Source organism: Kitasatospora cheerisanensis KCTC 2395 (assembly GCF_000696185.1).
Lineage (GTDB): Bacteria > Actinomycetota > Actinomycetes > Streptomycetales > Streptomycetaceae > Kitasatospora > Kitasatospora cheerisanensis.
In genome coordinates this window covers 6,891,120-6,903,321 of the sequence record NZ_KK853997.1, presented here as the reverse complement: position 1 = coordinate 6,903,321, position 12,202 = coordinate 6,891,120, and the positions used below count along the sequence as shown (strand labels likewise).

The window sequence follows — 12,202 nt, the reverse complement described above, 5'->3', positions numbered from 1 at the left end:
GCGCGTCAGCTGTCCGTGCCGGCGCCTATTCTCGGCGGCCATGACCTCCATCGACGATCCGAGCTGGCGCGACAACCCCCGGCTGAACGGCTGGCTGGCGGCCGGCCACGACGGCTTCCCGGCCTGGGCCGAACTGGTCGGCGGCGACTGGGACTTCAGCACCGGCTCGCTGCCCCGGCTGGAGCAGGCGATCCGGGACAGGTATCCGGACTGGGACCGGGCCCACCGGGCGCGGGACGAGGCCTTCCTGACCGTGGCGGCCTGGTACCTGGGTGAGGTGCACGTCCGCAACTACGGTGCGCTGTGGCACTGTTCACCGGAGCCGGCGCCGCACGGCGGCGGGCGGGTGGAGCCGCTGCTCGTGCTGCCGCGCGAGGTGCTGGACGAGGAGGAGGAAGCGGAGCTCGCCGCGGCGGAGGAGCTGTGCGAGGACGACTTCCCGTTCTGCGTTCCGGGCGACGCGGTGGTGGGGGCCGCCGACCGGGAGAAGGGCGGGTGGCTCGCCGAGAGCGTGGAGAGCTACGCGTACTGGGAGTCGGCCGTGGAGCGGGCGCTGGCGCTGGCGCGCACCCGGCCGGGGCAGAGCCCCGGGAGCCGGATCCGGCCCGACGCGCCCGGCCCGCTCGATCCCGGCCGGCCCGGGCAGGATCTCGCGCACTGGCTGGCGGTGCGCCAGGACGCATTCCCGCTGTGGGCCCGGGCCCTCGGACGCGAGACCGAACTCGACTTCACCGAGGGCTCGTTGGAGCTGCTGGAGGAGGTGCTGCGGGGGCGCGTCCGGGCCATCGGCCTGGACGACCGGCTGGACGTGCTGGAGGCGGTGGAGGCCCACGGGCTGGCGGTGCTGCCGGACGCGCTCCGGCTGTTCGACGACCCGGTCTTCGACTGCGCGCTCTGGTACCTCGGCGAGACCGTCTGCCGGGCCCGGGGCGCCCGTTGGCTCCCGCTGCGCGCCAACCTGGACGTCACCCCCGCCACGCTGCCGCAGTTGGCCGTGGCCCGGATCGGGCACCGGATCGGCCCCCGGCTGGAACTCACCGCCGCCGTGCACCGCTGCCTGCGCGAGCGCTCGCCCGGCCGGCGCGTCCACCCGAGGGACGCCTACCGGCCGCTGCCCGAATCCGTCTCGGTGGTCGGCTGAACTCCCCTCAGCGCAGCGCCCGTTCGATGGCCGCGCGGGTGAACAGCCGGGCGTCCTCGGCGCGTCGGTCGCGCTGTTCGGCGGTGAGCGGTGCGGGGGTGCCGTAGCGGCGGGCGGCGAGGTCCGCGACCAGCGCCGTCGGCGCGCCCAGGGCCGGGAGCAGGGCGATCGCCTCCCGCTTGGTGATCAGCCGGTTCTCGCGCAGCGCGACGGTGGCGCGGGCGGCGGTGATCGGGCCGAGGTCGACCCAGATGTCGCGCTGCCAGGGGTCGGGCCGCTCGGTGACGGGGTACCAGAAGGTGCGCAGGTCGGCCCGCAGGTGGGCGTGGAGTTCCGGGTCGCCGACCGGGGGCAGCAGGCCCGCCGGTTCGGCGCCGGCCAACCGCAGTCCGCCGTCCAGGAGTTCGCGCCGGGTGACCAGGGTGACCGGCCGGTCCATCGGCTCGCCCTGGGCGAAGGTGAAGTGGTCGGCGGCCGGGTCGGCGAGGCCGCCCTGCGGCAGGTAGCTGCAGTGCAGCTTCTCCCCGCCCGGCTGCTCGGCGATCAACTGCCGGTGCAGGGCGGCCAGTTCGGCGCGCAGCGGGGCGTCCGGCGCGGCCGGCAGGACGGCGATCAGGTCGAGGTCGCTGCGGCCGTGCCGGTAGTCGCCGAGCGCCAGCGAGCCGTGCACCCACAGCGCGATGACCGGGGTGGCGGCGTGCAGGCGGTCGGTGAACGCGGTCAGCAGCGGGGCGGCGAGCGCACGTTGGGCCGGGTCGTCGGCGGCCTGTTCGGCGGCGGTGGGCAGAACGGCGGTGGGCAGGACGGCGGCGGCGGGCTGAGCGGCGGCCGGCTGAGCGGCGGCGGGCCGGCCGGCGGGCTCGGGGAGCGGCATGGCCCCGACTCTGCCATGCCCGGGCCGTGCTGTCGCCGTCCGGTTCACCCTGACTGACGGTCCGTCGGCCGCCGCCGGAGCGCCGCCCCCGCTCGCCGGGCCGCCGCGGCTAGCGTCGGTGACGGCATGGCTCCCGACCCCGCGACGGAAGGCGTTCTCCGATGTCCCAGAAGATCTCCACGTTCCTGTGGTTCGACCAGCAGGCCGAGCAGGCGGCCGAGTTCTACGTCTCGGTGTTCCGGGACGGCCGGATCACCGGCGTGCAGCGGTACTCGGAGGCCGGGCCGGGCGAGGCGGGCAGCGTGATGCTGGTGTCGTTCGAGCTGTTCGGGCAGGAGTACCGGGCGCTGAACGGCGGCCCGATGTTCCGCTTCAACGAGGCGGTCTCGCTCCAGGTCGACTGCGAGGACCAGGCCGAGGTGGACCGGTACTGGGAGCAGCTGACCGCGGACGGCGGCGAGCCCGGGCCGTGCGGCTGGCTGAAGGACCGTTTCGGCCTGTCCTGGCAGATCGTGCCGCGCCGGATGATCGAACTGCTGGCGGACTCCGACCCGGCGCGGGCCCGCCGGGCGACCGAGGCGATGCTGAAGATGGGCAAGCTCGACGTCGCCGCGCTGGAGGCCGCCGCGGACGGCGATTAGCGGGCCGCGGGCAGCAGGCGGCGAGCAGCGGGCAGCAGGCGGCGGGTGGCAGGAGGGCGGGCGGCGCGACGTCCGGTCAACGGTTGTCCGGGTCCCGGTAAAAGTATTCCTGTTCAGCGTTCTGTCATGTCCAGCCTCTTCTGATCGGCCGTCGGGGCGTGTCTTACTGGGCGGCGCTACGCGCGTCACCTCCGTACGTACACCGGACATCTGGAGCCCTGCCATGCGCCTCCCCCGCCGCCTGCTGCGCACCCTCGCCGCCAGCGCGACCGTCGCCGCCACCGTGCTCGCCCCGCTCACCGCGGCGCACGCCGCCGGCAGCGCCTACACCCTGGTGATCCTGCCGGACCAGGGCGAGAACGCGATCTACGACCTGGTGAACTCGGCCGCCAAGTCCGTCGACGTGACGATCTACGAGCTGCGCGACACCACGCTCACCGCCGCCCTGGTGAACCGTCAGAAGGCGGGCGTGAAGGTCCGGGTGGTGATGGACCCGAACCACAGCTCGGTCAACAGCGCCGCCTACACCGCGCTGACCGCCGGCGGGGTGAGCGTGGTCTACTCGTCCTCCTCGTTCACCTACACCCACCAGAAGACCATCACGGTGGACGGCGCCAAGTCGTACGTCTCCACCGGCAACTTCGACACCACCTACTACTCCACCTCCCGCGACTACGGCGTGCTGGACACCGACCCGGCCGACGTCGCCGCGATCGAGCAGGTCTTCGCCGCGGACTACGCGCACACCGCGATCACCCCGTCCGACGGCACCGACCTGGTCTGGTCGCCCACCGACTCGCAGAGCCGGCTGCTGGCCCTGGTCAACGGCGCGCAGCACAGCCTGGACGTCGAGCAGGAGGAGTTCGGCGACGCCGCGCTCGTCAACGCGATCGTCGCGGCCGAGCAGCGCGGCGTGACGGTCCGGGTGGTCGCCGAGGACACCTCGGCGAAGTACACCGCGCAGTTCGACCAGGTCACGGCGGCCGGCGGCAAGGTCACCGCCTACACCAGCAGCACCGGGTTCTACATCCACGCCAAGGCCATCGTCGCGGACTACGGCACGGCGGGCGCGAAGGTCTTCGCCGGGTCGGAGAACTTCTCCGACAACTCGCTGAACCACAACCGCGAACTCGGCCTGATCATCTCCGACCCGGCGGTGCTCTCCGGCATCGAGTCGACCTTCACCGCCGACTTCAACCGCGTCCCGAGCGGCGGCGGCACCACCCCGCCGCCCACCGGCACCTGCGCGGCGCCCGGCCAGCTGCTCGGCAACCCGGGCTTCGAGACCGGCACCGCGAGCCCGTGGACCGGTACCTCGGGCACCCTCAACAGCTCCGCCTCCGAGCCCGCCCGGACCGGCAGTTGGGACGTCTGGCTGGACGGCTACGGCACCACGCACAGCGAGACGCTCACCCAGACCGTCACCGTCCCGGCCGGCTGCGCCGCGAGCCTGAGCTACTGGCTGCACGTCGACACCGCCGAGACCAGCACCACCACCGCCTACGACAAGCTCACCGTCACCGCCAACGGCGCCACCGTCGCCACCCACTCCAACCTCGACCACAACACCGGCTACACCCAGCACACCGTCGACCTCTCCGCCTACGCGGGCCAGAGCGTCACGCTGACCTTCACCGGCGCCGAGGACTACCAGAAGCAAACCTCGTTCGTGCTGGACGACCTGAGCCTCGCCGCCTCCTGACGCCCCGTCCGCGCCGCCTCACCCACCTGCCAGGTGGCACGGCTACGGCTGCTGACGGGCGGTCAGGGCGCGGGTGAACCAGGTGAGGACCGGGGTGAGGCTCTGCGGGGCCGCCAGCCGTTGACGACGGCGAGCAGGCGCAGGTACTGCTCGCGGCGCGGGTCGTTCGCGGTCTCCAGCAGGCTCCGCAACTCCCGGCGCAGCGCGGCGTCGTCGGGCCGGCCGAGCAGGTCGGCGCACTCGGCGGTGACGGCGTCGACCACGGGGACGGCCTGCGCGCCGGCGGGGTCGAGCCCGGCGGCGAGGGCGGGGCGGTGCGGTCGCGGACCAGGGCGACGGGGTCGGGTCGCAGGCCGGGGCGCTGCGCGGCGGCGAGGCGGCGCAGGCTCGCCCGGAAGTCGGGGTCCTGGGTGAGTTGCGCCAGCTCGACCCAGGCGTCGAGCTGTTCGCCGGTCGGGTCCTCGGGCAGTTCCGGGGTGAGGGAGCGTCGGGCGCCCGCGAGGGCGGGGTCGTCGCCGAGGGCGGCGTCGAGGAACTCCTCGACCAGTCGGCGGCGTTCGGTCTCGGACAGCCTGGCCAGTCGGTGCATGCGTGCGGTCTCCTCGGGGGTGGTTCCGCGCCCGGCGACCGCGGTCAGCACGGCCCGTCGCAGGCGCAGGGTGCGGATCTGTACGTCGAGTGCGGCGGCGTGAGCCGCGGCGACCTCGGGGAGCGGGAGTTCGCGGTCCACGACCTGGCGGACGGCGGGCAGGCCGAGGCCGAGTTCGCGCAGCGTCCGCACCAGCTCCAGGCGTGCGACGGCCTCGGGGCCGTACCGGCGGTGGCCCGCCGGGGTGCGGCCGACCGGCGGGACCAGGCCCCGGTCGGAGTAGAACCGGACGGCCTTGACCGTGAGGCCGGTGTGCCGGGCCAGGTCGCCGATCGAGTGCAGCGGGTCGCCTTCCATGCCGCCATCCTCGGTTCTCCCCCGGTGGGAGGTTCAAGTCCCGGCCGTGACGGCCATTCGGTCGACAGTTCTGCTTCATACCCACCGTCGACGTCGTGACTTCTGCTGGCTGCCACGGGCTTCCAGGATGGGCGCATGCAAAGGATCTGCGTCATCGGCGGCAGCCGGTATTTCGGAAGGCTCCTGGTGGAACGGCTGCTGGCCGCGGGCCACCTGGTCACGGTGGTCAATCGCGGCTCCGCGCCGCCGCCGGCCGGCGTCGACCACGTCGTGGCGGACCGGAACGACGAGGCCGCGCTGGCGGCCGCGCTGGGCGCCCGCAGCTTCGACGTGGTGGTGGACCAGGTCTGCTACACGCCGGTGCAGGCCGCCGTCGCCGCCCGGGTGTTCGCGGGCCGCACGGGGCGCTACGTGATGACCTCCACGATCGAGGTCTACGACCCGGCGACCGCCGCGCTGCCGCCCGTCCCGGTGGGCGTGCCGGTACCGGAGGGGGTTGTGGATCCGGCCGGCTGGCCGGTGGACCTGGAACTGCCGTGGGACGACGGCGCGTTCCTGGAGTCGCAGTACGCCGAGGGCAAGCGGCAGGCGGAGGCCGTGCTCACCCGTGCGGGCGGCTTCGCCTTCGCGTCCGTCCGCAGCGCGCACGTCCTGGGCGGCGGGGCCCGGGAGTTCACCGGCCGGCTGGCGCACTACACGGAGCGCATCGCCGAGGGCCGGGCGATCGCCGTGCACGCGGAGCCGCTGCCCACCGTCTTCATCCACCACGAGGAGTTGGCGGACCTGCTGCTGTGGGCGGCCGGCGCCGCGTTCACCGGCCCGCTCAACGCCTGCTCCGACGGCGAGTTGGACGTGCACGGGCTGGCCGCGGCCGTCGCCGCCCGGGTCGGCCGGGATCCCGTCTGCCGGACGGTGCCGGCGGGCGGGCCGGCGTCGCCGTTCTCCTTCGACCGGCACTACGCGATGAGCAACGCCCGGGCGAAGGAGCTGGGCTTCGCGTTCTCCCGCACCGCCGACTGGCTGCCGGGCGCCGTCGCCGAGGCCCTGGACAGCCGGTCGGCGTCCGACTGAGGGTCAGCCTCCGGTCAGCAGGTCGCGGAGCAGCGCGACGGTGTCGGGGTCGAGGTCGCGGCCGGTGCGGCGGCTCAGCGCGTCCAGGCGGTTGACGGCGCGGACGAGCTGGTCGCGGGCGCCGGCCGAGGCGTAGGCGTAGAACAGGTCGCGGTGCAGGAGTTCGACGTCCGGGGCGACGGCGAGGGCGCGGAAGATGGCGGCCTCGGCGGTGCGGTGGTCGCCGTACTGGAGGCGGCGGGCGGCGAGTTCGTGCGCGGTGTCGACGATCGCGGCCAGCATGTCCTGGCGTTCGGTCTCCGCCCAGCCGAACGTCCCGGCGGGGGCCTCGGCGAACGGGGCGCCGCGGACCAGGGCCAGGGCGTGCGCGAGCGCGGCGTCGGCGGTGGTGGAGGTGGAGCGCATGCCGCGCCGGTACAGGCTGCGGAACTCGTCCCAGTCGCAGCCGACCGTGGGCGCGAGCGTGTACGTCTCGGCGGGTTCGGCGTCCAGGTAGTCGCGGCCCTCCGGGGAAGTGCCCAACCAGGCGGCCAGGGCGGCGAGTTTGACGGGCAGCGGCTCGGCGAGCCGTTCCGCGGTGGCCTTCGGGTCGAGGTGCGCGGCGCCCGGGTGGATGTCCCGGTCGATCACCGCGTGCTCGGAGCCGGGGCGCAGCGCGAGGTAGGCGGCGAGTTCGGTGAGGCGGGGGCGGCCGGCCGGGTCGGTGCTGCCGGCCACACCGAGGACGTCGGCGGGGCCGAGCAGGCGGATCCGCGGCGCGGAGCGCAGGTGGTGCGCCTCCGGGGAGCGCAGGATCGCCAGCAGGTCGTCGCTGTCGGTCCGGGCGGTGGTGCTGCCGGGCCGGGCGGACGGCCGGGCGGAGACCACCGCGGCGTGCGGGTCGGGGGCCTCGGCCTGGTCGTGGGTCGGCACGGGCTCGGGCACCGCCGGTGCGGCGGGCGGGAGCCGGTCGGGCTCGACGAAAGGTGCGGGCTCGACGGCGGGCGGGGTCTCGACGAAGGGCGGGGCCTCGGTCTGCTCCGGCGCGGCGGGCGCGGCCAGTTCGAAGTACTGCGTCCCGTCGGCGACCGGCTCGGGCGCGGTCTGCGCGGGCGGTGCGGGCGGCTCGGGTGCGGCGGCCACCGGCGGGAGTTCGGCGGTGTCGGTGTCGTCCGGCGTCTGCTCGGCCGGGGCGGGGTAGGCGCCGAGGCGCGGGTCGACGGGGGTGCCGTGCGGCGGGGTGGTGGCCTTGCGGGCCCGGCCGTTGGCGGCGTGCCGCGGCTCGGCGGGCGCGGGCGGCACCACCGGCGGGAGCGCGGCGGACGGGGGCGCGGGGGCGGACGGCGGGACGGGCGTGACCGGGGTGACCGCGTACGGGTTGGTGGGCGCGGTCGGGACCAGCCCGGCGAACGGGCTGCTGCCGGTGGGCACCACCCGGGCGAGCAGGCGCGGCCCGGCCTCCTCGCCGTCCGCCGCGGCGGCGGAGGCGGCGACCGGCTTGGCCAGCGAGAGCGGTGACGGGGCGTCGGGAACGGCCTGCTGCGCCCCGCCGGGGCCGCCGAGCAGGGCGAGCAGGCGGGCGTCGAGCGCGGTGTCGGCGCGCCCGGCGGGGGCCGGGTCGGGTTCGAAGCCGAACGGCGCGGGGTGCGCGCCGATCGCGGCGCCGACGGTGGCGAGGGCGGGGACGGCGGGCAGCGGGATCTCGGCCTCGTCCTCGGGGCCGTTGTGCGGGCCGTCGAGGGTCCAGTCGGGGGCCGGGTGCTGGGTGAGGTCGCCGGAGACGCGGACGAGTTCGCCGAGCTGGTCGTACTGTTCGCGGCTGAGGCGCTGGAGCTCGACGTTCAGGTGCAGGCCGGGCAGGGTGGCCTGACCGGTGGCGGGCAGCGTCCAGCGGGCGACCGGGCCGGCGCCGCGTTCGGGGGCCCGGGTGAGGACGGCCAGGCAGGTGCGGGGGCGGCCGTCGAGCAGCCGGCCGAGTTCGGCGGGGACGCCGCCGGCGGGCGGCTGCGCGGACAGCACGATCTCCGGCACCCACGCCTCGTCGGCGCTGCCCCGGCTGCGGGCCTCGCGCGGGCTGCCGGCCTCGGCGGCGACCAGGGTGGCGCGGGCCTTGGCGGTGCGCGGGCCGAGCGCGGCCAACGCGGCTTCCAGGGTGGGGTGGTGGTGCACCCGGTCGGTGGCCGGTCCGGCCGCGGGCAGGTCGGCGGCGATGCCGACCAGGTGCAGGTGGAGGCGGTCGGCGAGCGGGCTGTGGGCGAGTTCGACGGCGAGGGTGCGCAGCACGTCGTCGGCGTCGTCGGGGTGCCCGGAGAGGTGGACCAGGCGGACGGTCTCCAGGTCGGCGAGGACGGTGGAGCCGTCGGGGCTGTTGCCGAGGGTGACCAGCGCCGGGTAGGGGGCGCTGTACTTGGCGGCCTGCCCGGCGGACAGCAGCTCGTTCGAGTCGTCGGGGCACCACCACACGTTGGGGGCGTGCGCGGCCCGGAACGGGGCGATCGGCACGGCGGGTGCGGCCAGGTGCAGTTCGACGGTGCCGGCGGTGGTGATCCGGGCGGCGACCAGGGCGGGCAGCCGCTTCTCGCCGCGGACGGTGTTGCGGCCGAGGGTGCGCAGCGCGCGGTTGAGCAGTTCCAGGCCGCCGTCGTTCTGACGGGCCTTCAGTTCGGCCTCGAAGCGCCCGGCGTCGCCGGACGGCAGGGCGATCCGGTGCCGGGGGCGGCGGGCCCGCTGCTGGTCGGTGCGGCGGCGGGAGACCAGGGTGATCAGGGTGGCGGCCATCAGCACGCCGACGGTGGAGACCGCCAGCGGCACGGTGTAGTCGTCGCCGTGGTGGGCCTGCTGGTCGCGGAGGGCGGGCAGGTCGGCGGCGGGCGCGCTGCCCTGCGGCGCGGGGGTCCGGCCGGCCGGGGCGGGCGTCTCGGCGCCCTGCGAGGGCGCCGGGGCTGCCCGACGGGGGCGGGCGTCTCGGCGGCCGGGGTCTGCACCGGCTGCTCGGTGGGCTGCTGACTGGGCGTCGGCTCCGGTGCGGGGGTCTGCGCGGCGGGCGGCTGCGCCGGCGCGGGCTGCTGCGGGGCGGGCGCGGGCTGTTCGCCGACCTCCGGCGGTTCGGGCGCGTGGCTGCGCGGGACGGCGAGCGGCGGGAAGCCGGTCTGCTGCGGGGCGGGCGGCTGCGCGGCGGGCGGCCGGGCGCCGGGGACGGTGAGCACCGTGCCGGGGGCGAGCACGTCCGGGTCGGTGAGCCGTTCGCCGTCGGGGGCGGTGGCGCCCTTGTTGGCGTCGAAGAGTTCGGGCCAGCGGTCGCCGTCGCCCAGCTCCCGCTGGGCGATGCCGGACAGCGAGTCGCCGGCCTGCACGGTGACGGAGGCGTGGGCGGCCGCGGGCAGTCCGGGCGGGGTGACGGACGCCTGGGCACCGGTGGCGGCGGCCGGGGCGGCGGCGCTGTCGGGCTTGGCGTCGGCGGGCATCAGCAGTTGCCAGCCGGGCTGGATCGGCCGGTCGGCGTCGAAGCGGGTGCCGGAGTCGTCCATCTGGCGGCCCGCGTTGAGCTTGGCGATCTCGGTCCAGCGTTCGCCGGAGCCGAGTTGGCGTTCGGCGATGGACCACAGGCTGTCGGCGGGCCGGGAGTCGCGCACCGTGTAGCCGGGCTGCTGCGGGTCGGCGGCGGGGGCGGCGGCCGGGGCGGCGGCGGGCAGCGCGGCGAGCGCCGGAGTGGCCGTCAACTGGGCGACGGCGGCGGGGCGGGAGGGCAGTTCGGGGGTGGCGGCGAAGGCCGAGCCGGCCACCGGGAGCAGGGCGAGGACGGAGCCGACCAGGCCGGCCGCGATCCGCTGGCTCCAGCCGAAGGCGGGGATCCGGCGGGCGACCCGGCCGCGCAGCTGGGCGGGGATCTCGATCAGCACGGAGACCAGGAAGCACAGCCAGCCGAGCCAGCCGACGGCGACCAGCAGCCACAGGAACAGGCTGCCGTCGTCGGGGCTGGTGAGGGCCTCCAGCAGGCCGCGGCCGAAGGGGTTGCCCATGGCGGCGACGGTGGCGGTGCCGTAGCCGAGCAGGGCGGGCACGCCGGCCAGCAGCAGGGCGAGGGCCAGCAGTGAGCCGAGGGCGGCGAGCACCGAGCCGCCGGCGCCGCGTCGTCGGGCCCCGGCGAGGTGGGCCGGCGGCTTGCCGCCGTGGTGCGGTCGCCGCCCCTGGCGGCCCTTGCGGTGCTGGTCGTCGGCTCCGCGCGCGGCCATCAGCCGGTCTTCCCTTCCGTGATGCCGTGCACCAGGGTGGCCTTGCCGTGGCCCTGCACGGGGAGTGTGGTGATGCCGACCAGGCCGAGCAGCGCGGTCGGGTAGTCCGTTTCGACGGTGACGCTGAAGGTCTGCAGGTCCTCCGGCCGGGGGAAACCGATGGCGCCCTTGATGCCGTGGCCGCGCAGGTAGGCGGTGGCGGTGCGTTCGGCGGCGGCCCGGTCGAAGCGGTAGCCCTGGCCGGCCCGGAGCGCGTCGATGTCGAGTTGCTGGCCGCCGGCCCGGGCGGCTTCCTGGGCGAGCGCGTCGGCGCGCTCGACGGCACGCAGCCGGCCGCCGCAGTCGAGGACCAGTCCGACCACGGCCACCAGGCTGACGGCGGTGACGGCGACCATGACCGAAATGCTGCCCCGGTCACGGCGGTTCACGCGTTCTTCGTGCACGTTCCCTCCCCCCACGCGGTGGTGACGTCGGGTCAGTTTCCCCGGTAGCGGTCCACCACGGAGGTGAATGTACCGGTCAGCGTCTTGTGGCCGGGCAGTCCGTCCAGTTCCATCAGGTCGCCGAACGCGACGGTGCAGGACACCCGGACGGTGATCGTGGTGAGCTGTCCGTCGCCGGTGTTCAGGATGCCGTATTCGGGCTCCCCGACGGGCTCGGTCGCGCATTGCACGCCGCGGTCGTCGAGGGCTTGGCTCACGGCGTCCGCCGCCGCCTGCCGGGCGCCCTCCGGGGTGCGCGCCAGCGAGGCGGCGCGCGCGCCGGAGCGGGCGGCGGAGTCGACGACCGCGCCGGTGGTCTGGACGCGCCCGGCGGCGACCGCCAGCAGCGCGAAGGCCAGCACCACCGGCACCAGGATGGCGGCCTCGATGGCGAACGACCCGCGGTCCTCGTGCAGGTTCACGGCTGCCCCTGCGGGACGAACTTCTCCCGGGGCGCGCTGGCGGTCTTGGTGAGCGTCAGCCGGTCGAAGAACGGCAGCACCGACGCCGGGTGGACGGTGACGGACAACCGGTACAGCTCGGGGTCGCCGCCGTCGGCGTCGATCCGTTCCAGCCGGGCCAGGTTGCCGAGCCGGTCGGTGAAGTCCCGGGCCCGCCCCGGCCCGTCGTCCGCGCGCGCCCCGTTGACCCGTCCGGCGTCCACGCCCTCCCGTGCGGCGGTCAGGGCGGCCTGGTCGGCGTACCACCAGAGGCCGGCCTGGACGACCAGGAGGATGACGAACAGCACGGCGGGGAAGACGATGGCGAGGCTGATCGCCATCGCTCCCGCGTCGAGCGTGCGTCCGCGGAACCGACGGGGCGTCAGGAGCGGCCGGGCGACGGCCGGGGCGGGCGGCGGTCACGGCGCCTGGCCCCCGTCCGGGACGTTCTGCGGGATCTTGTTCTTGACGTTGGTGCCGAGCTGGGTGATCGCGTAGACCACGGCGCCGGCGATGGCGACCAGCACGATGACGGCGAGCGCCAGTTCGATGCTGATCGCGCCGCGGTCGCCGGAGGCGCGGGCCGCGCGCAGCTTGACGAGGCGGAACTCGAGGACCGGGCGCAGCAGGTGGACGGGGAACAGGAGCGGCAGCAGGACTGCCGTCGCCAGGGCGCGGATTCGGGTCATGGTGT

The 12,202-nt window shown here is 75.7% G+C and carries 11 protein-coding genes and 1 pseudogene; 4 read left to right on the top strand and 8 right to left on the bottom strand.

Annotation, left to right across the window (positions count from 1 at the left end; genetic code table 11):
- Positions 1-40 precede the first annotated feature (40 nt).
- The gene (locus KCH_RS38110) at positions 41-1,141 is read left to right on the top strand and encodes a hypothetical protein (RefSeq protein ID WP_051653649.1); all 1,101 of its coding nucleotides are present in this window, start codon (positions 41-43) and stop codon (positions 1,139-1,141) included.
- 7 nt (positions 1,142-1,148) lie between these two features.
- On the opposite strand, the gene KCH_RS31025 is transcribed toward KCH_RS38110, so the two are convergent.
- On the bottom strand, positions 1,149-2,015 hold the full coding sequence (locus tag KCH_RS31025) for a nucleotidyltransferase domain-containing protein (RefSeq protein WP_244305504.1): 867 nt from the start codon (positions 2,013-2,015) through the stop codon (positions 1,149-1,151).
- A 161-nt stretch (positions 2,016-2,176) separates the two neighbouring features.
- Between KCH_RS31025 and KCH_RS31020 the strand changes: the two genes are divergently transcribed.
- The gene (locus KCH_RS31020; RefSeq protein ID WP_035868459.1) at positions 2,177-2,656 is read left to right on the top strand and encodes a VOC family protein; all 480 of its coding nucleotides are present in this window, start codon (positions 2,177-2,179) and stop codon (positions 2,654-2,656) included.
- Positions 2,657-2,879: 223 nt separating this feature from the next.
- The gene (locus KCH_RS31015; protein WP_244305503.1) at positions 2,880-4,358 is read left to right on the top strand and encodes a phospholipase D-like domain-containing protein; all 1,479 of its coding nucleotides are present in this window, start codon (positions 2,880-2,882) and stop codon (positions 4,356-4,358) included.
- Between the two features lie 42 nt (positions 4,359-4,400).
- Here KCH_RS31015 and KCH_RS31005 read toward each other — a convergent pair.
- Positions 4,401-5,304, bottom strand: a pseudogene (locus KCH_RS31005) (MerR family transcriptional regulator).
- 135 nt (positions 5,305-5,439) lie between these two features.
- Here KCH_RS31005 and KCH_RS31000 point away from each other — a divergent pair.
- The gene (locus KCH_RS31000; RefSeq protein WP_035868457.1) at positions 5,440-6,375 is read left to right on the top strand and encodes an NAD-dependent epimerase/dehydratase family protein; all 936 of its coding nucleotides are present in this window, start codon (positions 5,440-5,442) and stop codon (positions 6,373-6,375) included.
- A gap of 3 nt (positions 6,376-6,378) precedes the next feature.
- Here KCH_RS31000 and KCH_RS38105 read toward each other — a convergent pair whose 3' ends face one another.
- From KCH_RS38105 to KCH_RS30975, 6 genes are all read right to left on the bottom strand, one after another.
- Positions 6,379-9,165 (bottom strand): AfsR/SARP family transcriptional regulator, encoded by a 2,787-nt coding sequence (locus KCH_RS38105; protein ID WP_051653648.1) that lies wholly within the window; start codon positions 9,163-9,165, stop codon positions 6,379-6,381.
- The gene (locus KCH_RS46285; RefSeq protein ID WP_051653647.1) at positions 9,132-10,586 is read right to left on the bottom strand and encodes a LysM peptidoglycan-binding domain-containing protein; all 1,455 of its coding nucleotides are present in this window, start codon (positions 10,584-10,586) and stop codon (positions 9,132-9,134) included. The genes KCH_RS38105 and KCH_RS46285 overlap by 34 nt, the downstream gene beginning before the upstream one ends.
- Positions 10,586-10,981, bottom strand: coding sequence for a hypothetical protein (locus KCH_RS30990; RefSeq protein WP_063750320.1), 396 nt, complete (start codon positions 10,979-10,981; stop codon positions 10,586-10,588). The genes KCH_RS46285 and KCH_RS30990 overlap by 1 nt, the downstream gene beginning before the upstream one ends.
- 80 nt (positions 10,982-11,061) lie before the next feature.
- On the bottom strand, positions 11,062-11,490 hold the full coding sequence (locus KCH_RS30985; protein WP_035868452.1) for a TadE/TadG family type IV pilus assembly protein: 429 nt from the start codon (positions 11,488-11,490) through the stop codon (positions 11,062-11,064).
- Positions 11,487-11,849, bottom strand: coding sequence for a TadE family protein (locus KCH_RS30980; protein WP_035868449.1), 363 nt, complete (start codon positions 11,847-11,849; stop codon positions 11,487-11,489). The genes KCH_RS30985 and KCH_RS30980 overlap by 4 nt, the downstream gene beginning before the upstream one ends.
- Positions 11,850-11,927: 78 nt before the next feature.
- Positions 11,928-12,197, bottom strand: coding sequence for a hypothetical protein (locus KCH_RS30975; protein WP_035868447.1), 270 nt, complete (start codon positions 12,195-12,197; stop codon positions 11,928-11,930).
- Positions 12,198-12,202 lie beyond the last annotated feature (5 nt).